Annotated in this window: 17 protein-coding genes and 1 pseudogene; 3 read left to right on the top strand and 15 right to left on the bottom strand. The window is 58.8% G+C overall.

Translation table 11 applies throughout. From position 1 onward, the window contains the following. Nucleotides 1–29 precede the first annotated feature (29 nt). The 3 genes and pseudogenes from ACFHWW_RS04480 to ACFHWW_RS04470 all read right to left on the bottom strand — a co-directional run bounded on the left by ACFHWW_RS04480 (nt 30) and on the right by ACFHWW_RS04470 (nt 3,484). Nucleotides 30–1,247, bottom strand: a complete 1,218-nt coding sequence (locus ACFHWW_RS04480) for a transposase (protein ID WP_379937383.1) — start codon at nt 1,245–1,247, stop codon at nt 30–32. Between the two features lie 53 nt (nt 1,248–1,300). Beyond that, nucleotides 1,301–1,939 (bottom strand): annotated as a pseudogene (locus tag ACFHWW_RS04475) (IS3 family transposase); the annotation flags it as partial. A gap of 378 nt (nt 1,940–2,317) precedes the next feature. Then, a complete protein-coding gene (locus ACFHWW_RS04470; RefSeq protein WP_379937382.1) occupies nt 2,318–3,484 on the bottom strand; it encodes an omptin family outer membrane protease in 1,167 nt (388 codons plus the stop codon). Between the two features lie 1,326 nt (nt 3,485–4,810). On the opposite strand from ACFHWW_RS04470, the gene ACFHWW_RS04465 reads away from it, so the two are divergent. From ACFHWW_RS04465 to ACFHWW_RS04455, 3 genes are all read left to right on the top strand, one after another. Then, nucleotides 4,811–4,999 carry a hypothetical protein gene (locus ACFHWW_RS04465; RefSeq protein ID WP_379937381.1) on the top strand — a complete coding sequence of 63 codons (189 nt, stop codon included), beginning with the start codon at nt 4,811–4,813 and terminating at the stop codon, nt 4,997–4,999. A gap of 661 nt (nt 5,000–5,660) precedes the next feature. Further along, on the top strand, nt 5,661–7,910 hold the full coding sequence (locus ACFHWW_RS04460; protein ID WP_379937379.1) for a class I SAM-dependent DNA methyltransferase: 2,250 nt from the start codon (nt 5,661–5,663) through the stop codon (nt 7,908–7,910). Continuing rightward, nucleotides 7,911–8,627 carry a hypothetical protein gene (locus tag ACFHWW_RS04455; protein WP_379937378.1) on the top strand — a complete coding sequence of 239 codons (717 nt, stop codon included), beginning with the start codon at nt 7,911–7,913 and terminating at the stop codon, nt 8,625–8,627. It abuts the gene before it with no gap. Between the two features lie 74 nt (nt 8,628–8,701). On the opposite strand, the gene ACFHWW_RS04450 is transcribed toward ACFHWW_RS04455, so the two are convergent. The 12 genes from ACFHWW_RS04450 to nodC all read right to left on the bottom strand — a co-directional run bounded on the left by ACFHWW_RS04450 (nt 8,702) and on the right by nodC (nt 19,989). Next, nucleotides 8,702–9,148, bottom strand: coding sequence for a hypothetical protein (locus tag ACFHWW_RS04450; RefSeq protein WP_379937377.1), 447 nt, complete (start codon nt 9,146–9,148; stop codon nt 8,702–8,704). Continuing rightward, nucleotides 9,149–9,523 (bottom strand): YybH family protein, encoded by a 375-nt coding sequence (locus ACFHWW_RS04445; protein ID WP_379937375.1) that lies wholly within the window; start codon nt 9,521–9,523, stop codon nt 9,149–9,151. It lies immediately after the preceding gene. Between the two features lie 59 nt (nt 9,524–9,582). Further along, a complete protein-coding gene (locus ACFHWW_RS04440; protein ID WP_379937374.1) occupies nt 9,583–9,705 on the bottom strand; it encodes a hypothetical protein in 123 nt (40 codons plus the stop codon). Then, nucleotides 9,702–11,603 (bottom strand): sulfate adenylyltransferase subunit CysN, encoded by a 1,902-nt coding sequence (gene cysN, locus ACFHWW_RS04435; protein WP_379937373.1) that lies wholly within the window; start codon nt 11,601–11,603, stop codon nt 9,702–9,704. The genes ACFHWW_RS04440 and cysN overlap by 4 nt, the downstream gene beginning before the upstream one ends. Continuing rightward, nucleotides 11,603–12,502, bottom strand: a complete 900-nt coding sequence (cysD, locus tag ACFHWW_RS04430) for a sulfate adenylyltransferase subunit CysD (RefSeq protein ID WP_180942885.1) — start codon at nt 12,500–12,502, stop codon at nt 11,603–11,605. Before cysD ends, cysN begins: the two co-directional genes overlap by 1 nt. Nucleotides 12,503–12,507: 5 nt before the next feature. Continuing rightward, nucleotides 12,508–13,269 (bottom strand): sulfotransferase, encoded by a 762-nt coding sequence (locus ACFHWW_RS04425; protein WP_379937372.1) that lies wholly within the window; start codon nt 13,267–13,269, stop codon nt 12,508–12,510. Between the two features lie 191 nt (nt 13,270–13,460). After that, nucleotides 13,461–14,513 carry an NADP(H)-dependent aldo-keto reductase gene (locus tag ACFHWW_RS04420; protein ID WP_379937371.1) on the bottom strand — a complete coding sequence of 351 codons (1,053 nt, stop codon included), beginning with the start codon at nt 14,511–14,513 and terminating at the stop codon, nt 13,461–13,463. A gap of 34 nt (nt 14,514–14,547) precedes the next feature. Beyond that, a complete protein-coding gene (locus tag ACFHWW_RS04415; RefSeq protein WP_379937370.1) occupies nt 14,548–15,336 on the bottom strand; it encodes an ABC transporter permease in 789 nt (262 codons plus the stop codon). A 3-nt stretch (nt 15,337–15,339) separates the two neighbouring features. After that, on the bottom strand, nt 15,340–16,254 hold the full coding sequence (gene nodI, locus ACFHWW_RS04410) for a nodulation factor ABC transporter ATP-binding protein NodI (RefSeq protein ID WP_379937369.1): 915 nt from the start codon (nt 16,252–16,254) through the stop codon (nt 15,340–15,342). A gap of 4 nt (nt 16,255–16,258) precedes the next feature. Further along, complete coding sequence (nodU, locus tag ACFHWW_RS04405; protein WP_379937368.1) at nt 16,259–17,965, bottom strand: nodulation protein NodU; 1,707 nt, start codon at nt 17,963–17,965, stop codon at nt 16,259–16,261. Between the two features lie 33 nt (nt 17,966–17,998). Beyond that, nucleotides 17,999–18,613 carry a nodulation methyltransferase NodS gene (gene nodS, locus ACFHWW_RS04400; RefSeq protein ID WP_379937367.1) on the bottom strand — a complete coding sequence of 205 codons (615 nt, stop codon included), beginning with the start codon at nt 18,611–18,613 and terminating at the stop codon, nt 17,999–18,001. Between the two features lie 38 nt (nt 18,614–18,651). Next, on the bottom strand, nt 18,652–19,989 hold the full coding sequence (nodC, locus tag ACFHWW_RS04395) for a chitooligosaccharide synthase NodC (RefSeq protein WP_379937366.1): 1,338 nt from the start codon (nt 19,987–19,989) through the stop codon (nt 18,652–18,654). Nucleotides 19,990–19,993 lie beyond the last annotated feature (4 nt).

Raw genomic sequence — 19,993 nt, 5'->3', positions numbered from 1 at the left:
GCTGGAGGCGTGCGGTCTCACCCGAACCATCAGGCGACCTCAATAGATCCCAGATCGTCGTCAGTATCTGTTTCCCTGTGAGGTCTCCAATGTACTCGCCCGCCTTTCTCAAGGACGAGAAAGGGCTCGTCCAAGGGCCGCGGTAGGCTCCCGGTAATCCGTCTCCATTGCACCGTTTCATCGAAGGCCCACCCTTCGGAAGGAGGACTTTCCGGAATAAAATAGTGGCAATAGACGTAGCGCAGCGGCTTGCCCTTCGCGTCGAACCTGCCGGTGCTCGCAAGGATCTTTTCGAAGCGAGCCTTTTCCACGTCGTCGCCTTCGACTGCTTCAAATCCAATATGGACGATCGAATCTGTGTCATGGGGAAGCTGATCGTGGGCCTCAGCCAGCTTTCGCAGAACGTCGCGCGACTTCGCGCCGATCAAAGCGCTCGAACTGTTTTGCCAACGAAAGAGAATCGCCAGATCACATTCGCCGATGTATCGGGGTGACATTCCCTGCTGGAAGCGAACTACCTGATTGTAATTTGCATGGCGAATGTAACGCCCAGCCAGAAGCTCGTGCAGCCTCGTTCCGGCAGAAAGAATGTCGTCAGTTTCCAGTTCTTTCTGCAGCGGCTCCATATCCATTTCGCCGACGACACCTTCGACGATATCGTCCTTCCACAACAACGACGGCTTTCCGCTGGACAGCCATTGCGCGACCTTCTTGATGAAGTAATCGTTCGGCACTTCACTCGCCGGCTTGAGGATGTCGACGTTGCAGAACGTGCTGATCTCATGGTGGGCAAGCAGTTGGGAAGCAGGCCCCCACAATTCACGCATCCGGGCCCGTTCGCGATCGCCGTACTCGCTTGTCTCCATCCGCTTGCATTCGACGGCATAACGGCGGCCACCGAGCTCCACGTCCAGATCCCACGAGCGCGCTATGCCCCTTTCCTCTGGTCGAAACGCCACTTCTCCCCCTTGGCGGCAGTAGGCAGCAGCGGTGAGGAGTTCGAAAATTCCTCCGTTGGGTTGGCTGCGCTCCGAGCCCACAATTCTTCGCATTCGCTCCTCGATCCCGTCGAGCCTTTCCAATAGAGCTCGATTTCGACCGACAGCTGCCAGAATCGGAACGACACGCGAACCGAACATTGGTTCATAGTTCCACATGTGGTCGAGGAATGCCTCAGCCAAGAAGAGATACCAGCCGAACGTATCGCGAGAATTGAAAAAGCGGCCTTTGACGTCCGGATCGCTCATCCCGTAAGCACGCTGGTGCAATAGAACAAAGGCTGTGGCCTTGCCCCCAAGTTTTATCCAGCTTTGAGTTCGCTCCAGCGGTTTTGGGTTGCTGTGTTTGGGTCGGTAGCGGCGGGTTGCGGTGCGGAGCCATTTCGGCTGCGCAGCACCGCATCGCGTCGCGGGTTGATGGTCTGAGCGAACTCGGCGGGTGTCAGCCAGCTGAGGCCAGAGTGCGGTCGGTGGTCGTTGTAATCGCTGCGCCAGGTTGAAAGCGCTGATCGAACATGGGTCAGTGACGAGAAGAGGGTTTCATTCAAGAGCTCGTCTCGCAGCCGCCCATTGAAGCTTTCGATGAAGGCGTTCTGGATCGGCTTGCCAGGCGCGATGTAGTGCCAATCCACCTTGGCCCGGTCCGTCCATTGCAGGATCGCGTTGCTGGTGAACTCGCTACCGTTGTCACTGACGATCATCCTGGGTTTGCCGCGCGCCTCGATGATCCGGTCAAGCTCACGGGCAACCCGCAGACCGGAAAGCGATGTATCGGCGACGAGTGCCAGGCATTCCCTCGTGCAATCGTCGACGACCGTCAGAACCCGGAACCTGCGTCCATCGGTGAGTTGATCCGACACGAAGTCCAGCGACCAGCGGTCATTGGCTGCCATCGGGATCAGCATCGGTGCTCGGGTGCCTATCGCTCGCTTGCGACCGCCACCAAACGTGTGCCATGTGGAGGACGCATTGCCGAGAGGGCCTGGAACGCCGACGCCGCAGACTACGCACTCGTCCCGCGGTCTCGCGCGACAGGGCGCCGAGAACCGGCAGCCGTCGGCGATGGTACGTCGTATTTCGACTGTCGAGTCATCTGCCTCTTGTCCTCGCTCCGCCAACTGCGACAGCTTGAAGCAGATCAGCTACTGGCGGGCTGTGCGCTCATTGACGCCCGAGGCCGGCTGCTTTGACAACAGCGAGGACAAAGCCATTCCGATCATCGTTTAGTCGCCTCGTCCACGTGGCCGGAAATGGCTATCCCGTGAGAGCAGTTCGCTTAGCTGACCGCAAACCCGAAGTTGCCGCACCGGTTCGAGGAATCAGAACGTGAGTTTGAAGCCAGCCGATATCGTAAAGGCCTGGAGGTCCATGCCGGTTCTATTCTTGTAGGTTCCTGTCGCGGTATCCTTCGACTTATCGATCGTCCAGTCGCCTTTCTTGCGAAAATACTTATCGAAATTGCCGGCCAGGAAGAGGTTGACGCGGTCAGTCACTTGATAATTGGCCTTGGCGCCGAACGAGACGAAAGGCTCCGTGCCGAATTCGCCTTTGCTATGCATTGTGCGAAGCCAGTGGTCGTCGATGTCACTTGCATCGATCACTAGGCCTCCGCGCAGCAGACCGGAGAGAGTCCAATCGCCGAGTCTTGTGATTGTCTCGGCGCCGAGGAAAACGCCGGGATAACGCTGTTCGTAGCTAATGACGCCTTTGCCGGGTTCGAAAGTTTTCTGGGTGTCTCGGAAGGCCCTACCGCTATAGATAATTGTGCCGCCATAAGCGGTCCATTTCACGTCGGTGTACTTGAAGCCGCCATGCAGGTTGATGGTTGTGGCATCATTGATCCCGAAGTCGCGACCGGCTGCAATGTCAAGATTGATGTAGCGATCAAGCGCGGTGTCGGGGCTTATGCTTCGCGACGCCCAATCCCCTTGACCGAAACCCGGCGAAAAGCCATACCAATCATAGTCCTCCATGCGGCTCTCGCCTGAGAACCCGATCACGGAGTTGGCTGCGATGGTCCAGCTGTTACCAAGCGCAGCCTTGAAGCCGGTCGTCAGAACTGGCGCATCGCTTTCCCAGATCAATTTGCTGACACGATTGCCCGCGGAGTCGTAGACAAGCTCGTTGGCCCTGAGCTGAGTGTAGCCGACACCACCAACAAGTACGTGGCTGCTGTCGGGCGCAGCATAGATCGTTTCCTCGGCCGCCATGGCGACTGTCGAAGTCGCGCAGAAAGCGCCGAAAACAAAAAGTGGGAATGATGCCCGGAAGCGACGCCTTACGCCGACCGTACCTGCTGCAGCCTCCGCTGGACTTTTTGATTGGCTAAGCGACGTCGCTGCAGCATTGCTTTGCGAGCTGCCGGCCAGCTGGAGCAATTCATCACATGGATGGTACTGCATGGCATCCCACGGTAATGAGCTTGCAAAGTTCGACGCATTCCGTCCGTGATCTTCTTGCCGACAAATCCTGATGTGAAGTGTCATTCGACCCCTTTCCTGAAGATCGACCAGATAGGCCGTTAGTGAGCGAGCTCTACCCCCACCACAAAGACGGTACCGTCACGCCGGCACAGCTACCGTCGGGGTTACATCGGCTAACGCCGTCGTCGCGGCGACCACCGTATGCTGGCGAGCCGTTCCTCATCCGAAGGCAGCGCGTTTGCGGAATGGCATGCAAGCATTGTGCCGATGGAAACATTGTTTCAGAACAACTGGAGCGCACCCACGGCATCTTGTGCGATGTCTGACAGTTGTCGAAGTTCTAACAACGCGTGTACCCGGCGGAGGGTGCGCTTTGTCGTCTCCCGCCCAGTATGAAGCTGGAGCCACCGCTGTCAGCGACACTGTAGGCTCCTGCGCACGATGACGAAGTGAATATTGAACATGGCGCACCTCCGCCGTCTTCCTCGTGCGGTGCGTGCCAGCACTTGGCACACAGATGACCGCGGATTGACCCCAGAACCGACTGAACCAGACGACGCAATCGAAGGAAAATTGCGGGCGCGAAGGTTTATCCGGCGCCGCCGCCGAGGAGCTTTCAACAGCTCAGCACCAACGGCCGCTCCAAAATCGTGTAAGCGCCGATGCCCCGTCGCGTAAGCGATGAGTATCGCCGCGCCAATCGAAACCGCTGGATCAAGGTCAAAAATGGCCTCGACTTATGCCACAACCGAACGTGAGCTAGGTAGATTGAATAGGACGCCTGCCGAGAAGGACCGGGAGACGCGGACTAGGCACTTGTCCCGCGGCCTCGAGCGACAGCGCGCTGAGAACCAGCAGCACCGCCAAGTGGTCGATCGTTCATTCGTTGAACGGCAGATGGATTGGTCCACAAGGGGTCAGTTCCGGTAGTGCGCCAATATGGCCGGTTTCGCCAGACAACAGACTTTGGACGGGCGTTTTATAGGCGGTAGGGTACGACCCACTCCTGCCGCTCGTGGATACCGACCTAAATTTCCGGTACGGGCCCGAAGCAGCCTTAGAGGCGGCGTCATCGTTGGCCGCTTGCGCCCCATCCCGACCGTTTAGCAAATCGGCACCTGATCCTGAAAGCGGCCATTCGCTTAGCCGAAGGATTACCCGAAGCTATTGGGGTTACTGATTTACTGCAGCAACCGGACCTCGATACGCCATGCCTCAAAGACCTTGCACCAATTGGGTAAAGAAACCCCGAATTCGTTATTTCCGGATTTCGTTATTTCCGGATTTCGTTTTTTCCCACATTCCGTATTTGTGGATTGCCAGAAACCCCGAATTCTGTTTTTCTTGCGGCTGGATATAGCAGTGCGCCGATCGCAGCGAGGGGAACGCATGACCACTAAGGATCCTGCCGCGGCTGCGACCGACGAGCCGGCGGACAGCGAGAATAAATCACTCAACTTCAAGGTCAGCTCGGACTTCAAGAAGCAGTTCAAGGGCTTCGCCGTTGCGCAGGGGATTACGATGACTGAGCTCCTGAAGGAAGGTTTCGGTCTGTCCCGGAAGATGCGCCAGAAATGACGCAACTTCGAGTAAGGCAGACGGTGGGAACGGGCGCATGACTATGCAGGAGTCCAGCGCCGCCTTTGCGGGCGCGCAATGGCTGTTTGCGATCGGCGACGACGCCGGCGTCCCCAGCGTCGACGGCCTCGTATCCGTGGCAGAGTTCGACCCTCACGGCCAGCGGCCTGAGGTTGTGGCAATGGTGGAGCGCGCTCGCTCCTATGGCGCGCGCGCCGTGTTCTTCGAGGCTCAGCGGCACGGTCACCCACCTGTCGCGCAAGCCTTCATCTTCGATGCTAAGGACCATCCGGACGAACGGCGCTTCGCCGAATTGCACAAGCGTCTGTGGAGCTGGGGCGGCGTTCCGCTGGTCTATCGAGCAGCACCGGGCGTGATCCAGCTATTCCGTTGCGCGCATAAGCCGGATTTCGCGGGTCCTGATGATGTTCCGGTATACAACCCGAACGATACGCTGCGGATCGGCGCCGAAATAGCCAAGCTCGATGTCTGGTGGGACGCAGAGCGCATTCGCAACGGTGCGATTTGGGATGATCCCGACGCGTGCAAGCGCATGTTGTCGGCCACCAAGTCGGCGCATCGCAAGCTGGTCGCCGGTGTGCGTGTGCTTGCGAAGCAGCTCGCCGAGAGCGAGCTTCTCAGCGCCGGCTTGCGTCGCCGCTTGCTGATCCTCTCGCTGCTCATAGCCTATCTCGAAGAGCGGTCGGTCTTGCTTCCCGAGGATTTCGACTGGGCTTTGCCCGGCGCGAGCCGCTTCTTCGAAGTGCTCGGTAATGGTCCCGCCTTGGTCAAGCTGCTCGGCGCGCTCGAAGAACGCTTCAATGGCCATGTCTTTCGGCTTGGCGAGAATGAACGCGAAGCCTTAGCGACGAGCGTTGAGCTGTCAAGCTATGCCCGGCTCGTTCAAGGCTATGAGGATGAGTCCGGCCAGGCGAGCTTCTGGCGCCTTTACTCGTTCCGCGATCTCCCCGTCGAGCTGATCAGCAATATCTACCAGCTGTTCGTGAAGGACGCCGCGAGCTCGATCTATACCCCACCTGCCTTGGTCCGCCTGATGCTCGAGGAGGTGCTGAGCTGGGAGCGGATCGATGCGCTCATGTCCGGCGAAGGTGTCATCCTCGATCCTGCATGCGGCTCGGGCGTTTTTCTTGTCGAGGCTTACAAGCGGCTCGTGCTCCATTGGCGCTCGCGCAATGGTTGGGTCCGTCCCGGCGTCGATGAACTTCGCCAACTTCTACAGCGTGTTCATGGCATCGACCTTGAGGAAGCCGCGGTTGAACTGGCGGCGTTTAGCCTTTGCTTGAGCTTATGCGATGCCCTTCAACCGGAGGAGATCCGCAGGAGCATTAAACTGTTCCCCCGCCTCGGCGGCGAGACATTGCACGCGAGCTGCTTCTTCGAGGCGAAGGCGCGTGGCCTGATAAAGGCACCGGTCGCGGTGGTGGTCGGCAACCCTCCATTCGAGTCGTCGCTTACGACAGATGCGGCGCTCGCCTGTGCAAGAGACTATGTTCGCGAACATGGCGGGCTTGCCGATAAGCAGATCGCCTATCTGTTTCTGCACGAGGCGATGAAGGTGCTCGAAGCGGGCGGCGTGCTAGCAATGATCGAGCCGTCGGGCTTTCTCTATAATCAGAATGCGTTAGGCTTCAGGCACACGTTCTTTAAGCACTGGAACGTGCGCGAGTTACTCGACTTCGTCTCGGTGCGCGGACTGTTCAAGAAGGGTGATGCCGATCCCAAGGTCGTCGTGGTGGTCGGCGAGGCCGCGCCACCACGTCCAGATAGCCGGCTTCTCCATGCCGTCTTTCGCCGCAACGGTCGCGCGACCGCCGAGCAAGGTTTCGACATCGATTACTACGACCTCCACTGGGTGCAGAGCGCCGATGCCGCGATTTCACGCGATATTTGGCGCGCCAATCTGCTTGGCGGCGGCCGGGTACATGATTTTATCCAGCGACTGCGCAAATATCCGACCCTGCGCGACTATGCGGTCAAGCAGCAATGGGATTTCGGGGAAGGCTATATCGCCGGACAGAAAGGCATTGCGAAGCCGGCTGATCATATAATTGGCAAGACGCTGTTGCCGACGACCGGACTTTCCTACCGTGGCATCGATATCGCGTCGTTCGGCATTGTTCCCAAACAAGCAATCAAGGACACGAAGACCGAACGTCGCTTTACGCCGCCCCTGCTGCTCATCAAGGAGCATGAGGACTTATATCACGGGCTGTGGGACGAGCATTACCTCACGTACAAACACGAGATCGTCGGCCTCGCGGCGCCTCGCGAACAGATTGAACAACTGCGGACGATCGAACGGTGGTTGGAGCGAGAATCGACGGTTCTGCGCGCCTATATAGCAGGGATCAGCCCGCGTCTGTTCACGCAGCGTGCCACGGCGATCCTCAATGCCGACGTGCTGGCACTCCCCTATCCGGAAAATCAGAACCTCGACCTCAGCGCCAATGAGCGGATCATTGCCTCCGACATCGTCGAGCATCAGCGCGATTTCATTCGACTCGGCACGGGTGCGCCGGTCATGCGCACCGTGCCGGTAGAGGCGCTGGCCGCGTTCGATGACATCTTCAAGCGGCAGCTCGAGGCTGTCTATGGGCGCTCGCCCATTCGCGCGCTACCGGCACAATTGTGGTCCGGCACGATCTGCAAGGCATACGTGTTCGGGAAGGGCGCCGTCGATTGGTCCGGTGCCGACGAGCTGCGCGGCAAGCTTGACGCGCTGCTGCGAGAGAAGCGCGGTACGAGCCTGACGATCACGCGCATCGTAAGACTCTATGACGAGAACTTCCTGTTTCTGCTCAAGCCCGACCGACATCGCTTCTGGACTGGTTCGATCGCGCTCCGAGATGCCGACGACGTCATGGCCGATCTGCGAGCGCAAGGTTTCTGAATGTTGGCGGACGAGGGTGACAATACTGGCCATGCCGGGGCGCTTGACGCAGGGGTCCATCTGCCGGGTGAATGGCTGAGTTCACTCATCAAGTTCATCGCGAATACGCTTCCCGACTGGCGCGACGACCCTGAGCGAGAGGCCGCGACCGGCGAGACAAAGCTGACCTCCCAACTCTGCTCGCGGCTGAGCAGCCTCACGCGTCACGCGCCGGGGTGGGATATCGTCCAGTTCAAGCGCGAGGAGCCGGACGAGAGTGACGGGCGGCGGGCGATCGACCTGTCGGTCGCACCGCGCGGCGAGGTCATTTGGATCGGCACCCGCCGATACACCGAATATCAGACCGTCTTACCGATCGAATGCAAGCGGCTTCCCACACCAGTGGCTGCTGATCGCGATGAGCGCGAATATCTCTTCGACAAGTTTAGGACCGCAGGAGGGGTTCAGCGGTTTAAGGCAGGGCATCATGGGGCAGCGCACGCGCGCGCTGCCATGATCGGCTATGTCCAGAGCGGGAATGTGGCGTTCTGGCAAGGACAGTTAGACGAGTGGCTGGATGGCATTGTCGCGGAGCCGGTCGAGGGATGGTCAGCCGATGACGGGCTTGCTTTGGTCGAGCATGACGAAACGCTTCGCGTCGCCGCGCTGACATCCAATCACAGACGGAAGCCGGGGTTATCGCTGATACGGATCGATCACCTTTGGATTGAGATGTAATCGGTGAGCTAAATTTCCCCACTTGCTAACACTCCGTCCAGCTTGCGGCATTACCCAATTCTCCAACCGCCCTGCTAATGTCTGCTTTTGCGAACTCGCCCGAACTGAGCTGCCAGTCCGCTGACGGCCCGAAATCGGCTATTCACCCAAGCCGAGCCAATGACAGCAATTGGCGCGGTGCCACGGTCGTTGCCGTACGGATAACTGAACTGCGGCAGTGGGCGGACTTCGTCATTTGCCTTCCGAGCGGCTTCGCGTCGCCATGTCTGCAACCGTTTTCTTACTGATGGCGGATCACGGACGATCCACCGATAGCTACGACCTTCTTCAACAAAGGGCTCGTACCTTCGGAGCCAGCCGGTCCGATGCGGTCGTTGTTCGGGCTCGCGTCCCAGCTTCTTCCAATGCGATTTGGCTACCGCCTGATCAGATTTCACGCGTTGGCTGAGAATGACGGCCCGCGTATAGGTCAGCAGCACCGCGTTTTCGGAGTCGGCTTCAAAGTCATTCTCGACAATCATTCAAGTGGAAGATTTTGTATCCGAAAGGATGCACGTTTCGTCCCAGTAGGCAAAGGCGATGCGACTATCGCGGACAGCAAAGGCGCCACATCCGCGCCGGCCCGATGGATCGCGCCATTCGAGTACTACGCTAGCACCTATTTCGTATATCACCGCTGGAACGCAGGTCATTCCCGCCGCCGCAAAATCCCGCTCAAACATTTTTTGGATTGCAGAGCGACCTTCCACGCAATGCTGCCTTGCCGGAAGATGCAGGGCGTCTTCACGATACAGCTCTGCAACGGCGACCGCGTCACACCTATTGAAGCGTCTAACCCACTCTTCGACCACCTCCCGCAACTCCATCAGGATGTTCCTTCCGTCGGCCAGTATCATCGGAGCACGCCCTGAACTACGGCTCCTTGACAGTGATAGGAGCACTCGAAACGCCGTCGTCAGTTCTTCAAAGACGATGATCGCCGCACGCCCATGCACGACACCTTGGCACGGGAGACGCCAGGGATCGCCTCGCCGGCATCGATGGCGATGCGCTCGAGCACCTCACACAAGGACGTCATTTCTCCTCCGTCATCTGGTCGAGATATTCCTCGATCTTGAGGGCCAGCGAGATCGGCTCGTGGCCAACCGTGTGAAGATGCAGTTCCGGATTTTCGGGGGCCTCATAGGGCGAAGAAATGCCGGTGAAATTCGTAATCTTGCCCGCCAGCGCCTTTTCATAGAGGCCCTTCGGATCGCGGCGTGCGCATTCTTCCAGGGGGGTATCGACGAATATCTCGATGAACTCGCCCTTTTCCATCAGTTCGCGCGCCATCCGCCGTTCGTCGCGGAACGGAGAAATGAAGGATACGAGCACGATCAGGCCGGCATCCGCCATGAGCTTCGCCACTTCCGCCACGCGGCGGATGTTTTCCACCCGATCCTCGTCGGTGAAGCCAAGGTCCCGATTGAGACCGTGGCGCACATTGTCGCCGTCCAGCAGGTAGGTATGCTTGCCACGCGCATGCAGAACCTTGTCGAGGGCATTGGCGATCGTCGATTTTCCCGAACCGGAGAGCCCGGTGAACCAGAGGACCGCGGGCCGCTGGTTCTTCATCGCGCTGCGCGCGCCCTTGTTGACGTCGGTCGCCTGCCAATGGACGTTGTCGGCGCGACGCAGCGGGAAATCGATCATCCCCGCACCGACCGTCGCATTGGAAATCCGGTCGACGATGATGAAGTTGCCTGTCGTCCGGTCGTCCTTGTATGCGTCGAAGACGATCGGCGCCTGGGTCGAGATATTGCAGACGCCGATTTCGTTCATCTGCAGGGACTTCGCCGCCTCGCGCACGAAGCTGTTGATGTTGACCTGGTGCTTGAGCGCGGTAACAGTCGCATTCACGCTGTCCGTCTCCGTGCGCAGGATATAGCTTCGCCCGGGGATCATTGGGCTCGGATCGAACCAGATCATGTGGGCCTGGAACTGATCTGCAACGAAGGGTCTGGCGCCTGGTGCGGCCAACATGTTGCCGCGGGAAACCTCCACCTCGTCCGAAAGCACCAGCGTGACCGCCTCGCCTTCCACGGCCTTCTCAACTTCGCCGTCATAGGTCACGATGCTCCTGATCGAGGTACGCTGCCCCGATTTGGCGACGATCACCTGGTCGCCGACCGAAATCTTGCCGGACGCTATCTGCCCCGCATATCCCCGGAAGTTCGCGTCGGGCCGCATGACCAGTTGAACGGGAAAGCGGAACGGCTTCTGCGCCTCCTGGCGATCGAAGTCGATCGTTTCGAGATATTCGAGAAGGGCGGCACCCTGGTACCAGGGCGTCTTCTCCGAGTTGGCGATGACGTTATCGCCATAGCGCGCCGAAATGGGTATCGGCTTGATGCTCTGAAAGCCAAGTTCGCGCGCAAAGTGCAGATAGTCTTCCGCTATCCCCTCGAACACCGTCTGGCTGTAGCCCACAAGGTCGATCTTGTTCACTGCCAGCACGACATGGCGGATGCCGAGCAGCGACGCAATGTAGGAGTGGCGTCGTGTTTGCGAGAGAACCCCCTGGCGGCTGTCGATCAGCAGCACCGCAAGAGCCGCCGTCGAGGCCCCGGTGACCATGTTGCGGGTATATTCTTCGTGTCCCGGAGTGTCGGCCACGATGAACTTGCGCTTCGAGGTCGAAAAATAACGATAGGCCACATCGATGGTGATGCCCTGCTCGCGTTCGGCCTCGAGACCGTCCAGGAGAAGGGCGAGATCAATGTCGTCACCGTTCGCGCTGCGCTGCGCGCCGACGCGCCCCAGATTGGCAAGCTGGTCCTCATAGACCAGCTTCGCATCGAACAGCAGCCGGCCGATCAATGTCGACTTGCCGTCATCCACCGAACCGCAGGTTATAAATCGAAGGATCGACTTGTTGTCCTGGTCGGCCAGGTGCGCCTGGATGTCGAGCGGCGCAAGAGTAGGAAGATAGGACATCAGAAGTAGCCCTCCCGCTTCTTCTTCTCCATCGCGCCGGCCTCGTCCCGGTCGATGAGCCGGCTCTGTCGCTCGGAGGTGCGCACCGTCAGCATCTCGCGCAATATGTCGGCGACGGTCGCGGCTTCCGACTCGATCGCGCCCGTGAGCGGATAGCAGCCGAGCGTGCGGAAGCGCACAAGCCGTTCGGTCACGCTCTCCTCCGGCTGAAGAGGCATGCGATCGTCGTCGACCATGATCAGCATGCCATCACGCTCAACCACCGGGCGTCTCGCCGCAAAATAAAGCGGCACGATCGGTATGTCCTCGGTCATGATGTATTGCCAGATGTCGAATTCGGTCCAATTCGAAAGCGGAAACACCCGCATCGTCTCGCCTGGACGAATGCGCGTATTGTAGGTTTTCCAAAGTTCGGGACGCTGGTGTTTGGGATCCCAGCCGTGCTGGCCATTGCGGATCGAGAATATGCGCTCCTTGGCGCGCGACTTCTCTTCGTCGCGCCGGGCGCCCGCGAGCGCTGCATCAAATCCGTATTTGTCGAGCGCCTGCCGCAAGGCAACCGTCTTCATGATGTGCGTGTGAATATTCGACCCGTGCGAAAATGGTCCGATGCCCTGGTCCAGGCCGTCCTGATTGGTATGGACCAGAAGATCGAAGCCGCGCTCCTTCGCCATCCTGTCGCGGAATTCGATCATTTCGCGAAACTTCCATGTGGTGTCCACATGGAGGAAAGGGAAAGGTGGCTTGGACGGAAAAAACGCCTTCATCGCCAGATGCAACAAGACCGAAGAGTCTTTTCCGATAGAATAAAGTACAACCGGATTTGAAAACGTCGCAACAACTTCGCGAATGGCGTGAATTGCTTCAGCTTCAAGTCGCCGAAGGTGGGAAAGAGACATATCACTTATCCCTGCGGGACTATAGCGTCATCGAGCTCGAAGAATCTCGCGTAAGGTCCGCCTGCGAAGTGACGCCGCAACTCTTCGAAATTCTCTACGGTTTCCTCCAGCGGCCGCTTTTCCAGGCGCTGAAGAGTAGCGCGGCCAGAAAGTTGCAGCGGCTGAACCCCCAAAAATCGCCAAGTCGTTTCCAAGCATGCCGCGGGTTCAAGAAGAAGCCTTTCGTACTCGATCTCAAGCAAGCTGGTCGAAGCGTAGGAGTGCGCAACTCGCGCGTGGAAATCGTCAGCGGCCTTGAAGTAGTCTTCGCAGGAGGCGATCGGCAATTTTACCCGTGGCGGCGGAGCCGTATCGTCATCCGAGCTGAATTTGAGCCATTGGCGGCTTTGCCTTGCCTGCACCAACGAGCGCAGCGACTCCAATGTATTTCTGCGAGACAAGAGGATGACCTTGAGCCCCGGCCAACGCGCCAGCTCGTCAAAAAAGCCTGGACGTTCATGAAACTGCGGTTCGTTGATCTTGCATCCAACATGCGTGACCTTCTTGTCGCTCCGTGCCGGGAAGCGCAAATATGCGAGCTCAAGGAGCTCGTGATCGCTGCGTTGCAGGCGGTCCTTATCGGGCCAATTGGCATCATACCTGTTGAGTAGCTCACCGTTGCTCGACACGTTCGGGTGCTCGTTCAGCAACTCTTCGAGGTAGTGCGTTCCAGTCCTTGGCATCCCAAGGATCACAAATGGCGCAGGCGCTGGTTGGGAGTGGGTCATTGCATGTGTTCCCGACTGAAAATAGTTCACGAAGGATTGGGGGGGTGCCCCAGTGCAAGAATCTGCGGTCGCTTAATATCGGCCCGAGTTCGCATGTCTCGCCCCCCGTGACTCGTTAGGCAGTTTTCCCAAACACAGTCACGGCACCACTATCGGCGGCGTGAGTTTGCACCAGGAGCCCAACACCCGAGTTACGGCGGCGCCGTTCCATAGCGCTGATAGATCGACTGGATTCCATCCAGTATTTCGCCTGACAGGCTGACTTCCAGGCTGGCAATGTTATGCTGCAGTTGCTGCACGGAGGTAGCGCCTACCAGAGTGCTTGCGACAAATGGACGGCCCCTGACAAACGACAACGCGCCGTGCACCGGATCGATGCCATGTTCACGAAAGAGCGTCGTATATGCGAGCGCCGCATGCTGCGCCCTCTCGTTGCTGTAGCGGAAGAACCGCCCGAACAAGTTCAGCCGCGAGCCAGTTGGCCGCTGGCCATCCAGGTATTTCCCAGTCAGCGTCCCCATGGCAAGCGGCGAGTATGCAAGCAGTCCCACCTGTTCGCGCAGCGCCGTCTCGGCGAGACCATACTCGAAATCCAGGTTGAGCAGATTGTACGGATTCTGAGTGCTTATCACGCGGGCTAGCCCTTGTGCCTCCGCGTGATGGAGGAAGCGCGCCAGGCCCCAAGGCGTTTCGTTGCAGAGCCCGATGTGACGAATGCGGCCGCTCTTGACGAGCGCGTCCAACGCTTCCAGCGTCTCAAGGATAGGAACCGTATCGTCGTCTTGCTCGTACTGGTAGTCGAGCAGCTGGAAGACGTTGGTGCTACGGTCAGGCCAGTGCAGTTGGAAGAGGTCGACAAAGTCCGTCTCGAGCCTTTGGAGGCTTGCGTCTACGGCCTCGAACAGGTTGGCGCGGGTATAGCTGACCTGGCCGTCGCGCACATAGGGTAAGTTCGCCTTTCCTGCTCGAGCGGGCCCGACCGCCTTTGTTGCGAGCACGATGTCTTGCCTACGGCCGGTCTTGCGTATCCAACTGCCGATATAACGCTCCGTAAGTCCATGTGTCTCGACACGGGGTGGCACAGGGTACATCTCTGCGGTATCGACAAAGTTTATGCCGGCATCGAGGGCTGCGTCCAGTTGCGCGTGCGCCTCCGCTTCCGTGTTCTGCTCTCCCCAGCTCATGGTGCCCAGGCCGAGCGCGCTTATCTGCAGGCCGCTGCGGCCAAGTTCGCGAGACTGCATCACGTTTCTCCTTCTCGTCTGGTGGCGAGTAGCGTCAAGACATCAGACGCCGACGAAACAGTGCCGCCGACAGGAAGAACGGCAAGACTGCGTAGATGCAAAGCGCGCCTATATGCAGACCGATGCTGTCCGCCGGGCGGCCAAGCATTGCTGGACGAATGAGCTCGATTGCATGTGCCAACGGCAAGAACTGCGCAGCCTCCCGAAAGGCGCCGGGCAGCTGATTGATCGGAAAGACCGCGCCGCACAGGAACAGCATGGGTGTGAGGACGAGCGTCTGGTAAAAAACGAAATAGTCGTAACTGGGAGCAAGCGCCGTGACGACCATCGCCAGGCTCGCGAAGGCGAAGCCAGTGAGCACGATGACTGGCAGCGCATAGAGGATGGACGGCCACGCCGCATAGCCCAGCGTGGTGGCAACAATCATAATACCCGTACCGGCGAGAAATGCCTTGCTGGCTGCCCAAGCCAACTCACCGAGAACAATGTCGCCGAGCGTAAGTTGTGTGTAGAGAATCGCTTCCCAGGTGCGCTGAGCATGCATCCGAGCGAAAGCCGCGTAAATCGTCTCGAATGTCGCAGACGTCATCGCGCTTGTCGCCACCATGCCGCCTGCCAAAAAAGCAACGTACGACGTGCCGTCAACGCGACCTATAACAATCCCGAGGCCAAGGCCGAGGCCGAACAGGTAGATTATAGGATCGGCCAAATTCCCGAGAATCGACGCAAGCGCTACTTTCTTCCATGCCAGATAGTTACGTCGCCACACGGCGATCCAGTTCCAAGCGTTGGCGGGCAGAGCCGCGGCACGACCTTCACCCATAGCTCACTTCTCCATCTCGCGCCCGGTCAGCCGCAAAAACACATCCTCAAGATTCGGCGGACGCTGCAGAACACGCAAACCTATGCGCTCGCGCAGCCGCACGCGCACCTGCTCCGGATCGGACGCGTAGCAAAAGAGTGTCTCGCCGCTCACTTCGATGCGTTGGGCGTAGGGGCTAATCAGCGATTGCAGTTCATGCGGATTGCCGCCGTAAATCTCGATGACCTCGCACCCGATCAGTTCGTCGATCAGCGCATGAGGGCGGCCTTCGGCGATGTTGCGACCTCTTTCGAGCACGCACAGCCGATCGCACAACCGCTCAGCCTCTTCCATGAAGTGGGTCGTCAAGATAATCGTCATGCCGCGCGCCAGCAGGGCACGCAGGCGCTCCCAGATCAGGTGGCGAGCGTGCGGATCGAGACCGGTGGTCGGCTCGTCCATTACAAGCAGCTGCGGGTCGTTGATCAACGCACGCGCCAGCGTCAGGCGCCGTTTCATGCCGCCGGACAGTTCGGAGACACGGGCATCCACCTTGCTCTCAAGGCGGGCGAACTCGAGAAGCGACGGCATAACCGCTTTGACCTCGCCTGTGCTCATGCCGAAGTAGCGCCCGTAGACCAGCAGGTTCTCGCGTACGGTGAACTCAGGGTCGAGGTTGTCGAATTGGGGGACCACGCCGATGCGCCTGCGCGCCAAGCGGGCCCGCGCCGGTACCGGGACGCCGAGCACGGTAATCTGCCCCGCATCAGGCGACGTCATGCCGAGGACCATACGGGCAATCGTGCTTTTGCCCGCGCCGTTCGGTCCCAGCAGGCCGAAGCATTCGCCCGGCGCCACGCTCAACGACAGCCCGTCAACCACGAGCTTGTCACCATATCTCTTGGTTATGCCGGCAAGATCGATTGCTCGCATGGACATGCCCTCATCTACCCGTGAAGACGCTGGCGACTGGCTTTTGCTGAATTGCCTGGGTCGTCAACAGCGTGCCGTCGCACCATATGTGTTCAACGCGCCCCCACTCGCAGGCTGCCGCCGCATCCGGGAAGAAGCCGCGTCCATGGTAATTGGCACTCGTGTTGCAAAGCAGCGGAATGCCCGTGAGCTTTTCATATTCGACGAGTAGTTCGGCGACTTGGTGCTGAGAGCTCCTAGCGATCGTTTGCAGTCGCGCAGATCCGTCAAGGTGCACAACAGCGGGGACTTTGTCCTGCCATTCCATCCGTGTCTGGTGATCGAACAACATGTAGGGATCGGGCGTTCCGGGGCTGAATATATCCGGCGCACGGTCTTCCAGGCATATCGGCGCCACCGGCCGGAAGTGTTCGCGAAATTTTACTTCGTTGAGAAAATCCTTCATTTCCGCCGAAGTCGCGGCTGCGAGAATGCTTCTGCCTCCCAAAGCCCGAGGTCCAAGCTCGGCGCATCCGGAAAGGAAAACCACGGGCTTGTTGCTGGCGAGGATGTTGGCGAGTTCCTGCATGCTGCAAGGCGTGGCATCCCATCCGACTGGCACATGCCCACTTTGCAAGGCCGGGCCACTGTAGACCGACCATTCCAGCGGTACGAAGCCTTGCTGCGCCACCATTTCAGAGCAAGCCGCACCGATTGCAGAGCCGCTGTCATTCGGGAAAGGCGGGACCCAGACGTCATCAAACAGGCCCGTCTCGCGCAGTGCACTGTTCCATTTGATGTTCAGACCGCAGCCGCCGGCTACACACAAATTGCGCGGCCCTGGAAACGAGTGGCGCTGCAAGGCCATTGTCATTTCGTGGACGAGGAGGCGCTCGAGGAAGAGATGAAACGATGCAAGCACATCTTCGGGTGACCTGGCCTCCAATCGGAGTACGCTGGCATCGAAGAAATCATGCACAGCCAAGAGCGAGGTCTCGGCGTCATTGATGTTTGCACGGTAACGGCTGGCAAGCTCCGTATCGGCCGCAAAGCGCTCCTCGTAAAGCTCCTGAAACACCGCGACAATGTCTTCATCAACCGACCCCAGCGCGATATAGGCCATCAGCTTGCCGGCGACCCCTAAATCCCAGCCTCCCCGGCTCGCCTTCTTGTAAGGTCCGAAATAATGGCCCGCGGCAGCGTAGGCTTGGCCTATCACCGGGAAGAGGCATTCGAGGAACCGGGCGCTTTGGCCATCCACATAATAAAGGCGCGGGAAGATGCAGCCGTCCCACACGAGGCAGAAGGCCGGTCGTCCGGCCTTCGCGAACGGACTGGTGCAGTATGCGGAGGCCACGTGGCCCGTTACATGGGGATAGCTCTTATAAGGAAAAGCCCAGTCATCGAGAATCAGACCGGAGCCGTCGAAGCATTCGAGAAGGCCGTCGGCGTAGCGTTCGACATAAGGCGCCCCTTTAAGAGTTAACGGAGCCACCCCACTGAGCACCTGGAACTGCGACTCGTCCTCACCGTCCCAGCCGTCGATAACGAATTGATCAACATCGCGCGGTTTCAGACCGTGTTGCGCCAAAGCGGCGACAACTGCGTCGAGATTATCGATGGTTTGATATCGCGGATTGTTGTCCTGCTTCTCCTGCTCAATGCAGAAGACGAGCCGTCCATCCTCGACAAGCGCGATCGCCCCGTCATGGGTCAGCTTGATACCACAGATGCGCATGGTGTCTCCAATGTCTAACGTCGACAATTCAATTCATAAGGAACCAGCAACCGGATTCCGGAAACGGGCGAGCAAACAGTCTTCGTTGACCGTCTCACCCCGGCACTCAACCTGCTCTACCTCGATCAACGTCTCGTTCAGCATGGCGATGACCGTCTCAGCACCGGCAGCGTGGCCCCAGCGCCGGCAATTGGCATCGCGCGCCGATCCGAAGACCAGATGCCCACCTGGCGCAAGCATCCGCACCAGATTGCGGACGGCCGCCCGCATATCGGCTATCTCTCCAACGTAGTAGAGCACTTCCGCCACAACGATCAGATCGAACCGCTCATCAGGCGAAAACTGTTGAACATCGGAGACCGTCCAGAGGATGTGCGGCGGCTCCTTCATCCGTCGACGCGCTCGAGCAATTGCTTGCGGCACGACATCGATCACCGTGAGCCGTTGGCAGTGGGGCGCCAATTTCTCAGTGAATGCGCCGGCAGCGCATCCGACTTCGAGTGCATGTGTAATAGGACCTTCGGCAAGCGACAATCGGAGCATTTGCGCGTAACGCTTCTGCTCGAACGGGTTGCCGTCGAGCCGCCACGGATCGTCTGCGGCCAGTTCCCGATTCAGCAATTGATAATTTTGTGTCAACTCGTCCACCTTGGTAAAGTAACGATCACTCGTCGCTGCAAATGCAGTCAGACGTCACTAAACCTCGAAGAATCGCGCGCGAGGTTGAGCCTTCGAAGCGGCGTCGCATGTGCCGAGAATTCTGCATTGCTTAATTCAGTGACCGGACTTTGGATGGGAGCCTGTTTCCCCGTCTTGTTCGACGAGTTGCCGGCGGAGCCGCGCGACAGCCAGTCGCTATTGCTCAATGTACACAACGCATAGGCTTTCAACGGCAGCAACAGAAAGATGTTGATGAATGTGTGCAAAGAAAAGCCCAGAAATCGAAGTTGGCGGGCCCGAAACGCCACAATGCTGCAGCGAATGCCGGTCATGGCCACAATCATCAGGATCGTCCACCAAGGCGCGGTGCCAGTCAGTGCAAGCTGTGCGAGGCCCGTTAGTACCGATAGCGCAAGAAGCAGCGGCCCGAGATTTTGTCCGACCACGTCCAGCGTTAGAAAGCGATCAAGGCCGGGCAGTAGGCGAAGCCCCAGCAACGTATCCCGAAACGTGCTCCGTGCCCAACGCAGTTGTTGGCGCAGATACGGCCTTAGCCTGTTAGGAACGACTGTAGCCGCGATGGCGTCCGGCACGTACTCAGTTCGAAAGCCTGCCTTCAGCATGAGAATAGTGAGATGGCGATCCTCACCGAAGTCGCTCGGCTTGCCGCGAAAATATTGCGACTCGTACTGGTCCAGCAGCATAACGAGCGCAGAGCGGCGATACATGGCACATGGGCCGCAGCAGCACATAACGGCACCGAAGCGACCCTGTGCAGCACGCTCCTCGTTGCAAGCCAGCCAGTACTCCATGTCGATCAACCTGGTCAACCAACTGTCGTCTCGGTTGCTGGCCGTCAACTGCCCCATAGCCGCCCCGACCGCTGGATTTTGCATCTTCGGTACAAGCTTCGAGATGACGTCCGACGCGAGTATCGTGTCGGAGTCGACGTTTAACACCATATCTCCATCTGAGCGGCGTATCGCGGCGATCTGCGCCTTGCGCTTGCCAACATTCTGCGGAAGCAGAATGATCTTGAACCTGGGGTCGCGCGCGTAGGTCTCATGCACAGGTCGCAAGACGTCGCGATTTCCAGAACCGTCATCAACCACGTAAACCCGCAGTTGCCCCGCGTATACCTGGTCCGCAATGGAAGCCAAGCAGTCCGAAAGCGTGCGCGGATCCTCGTTGAAGCAAGGGACGATGACATCTACGCTCGGTAGTTCGTCGAAGCCGGCCAAGCGCTCAGACGCCGATGAATCGTATGCCGGCACAGAGTAAATGGCCTGCATGCTTTTATAGGCAGTCGAGAGCAGCGCATAAAGCGAGATGGCGACAGTGCTGGTTGTGTCAAGCAAATTCATGGGA

Origin of the sequence: Sinorhizobium sp. P24N7, assembly GCF_042436655.1 — a bacterium.
Lineage (GTDB): Bacteria > Pseudomonadota > Alphaproteobacteria > Rhizobiales > Rhizobiaceae > Sinorhizobium > Sinorhizobium meliloti_A.
Note: the sequence above shows the minus strand (reverse complement) of the source record. Positions and strands in the feature narration are given on the sequence as shown.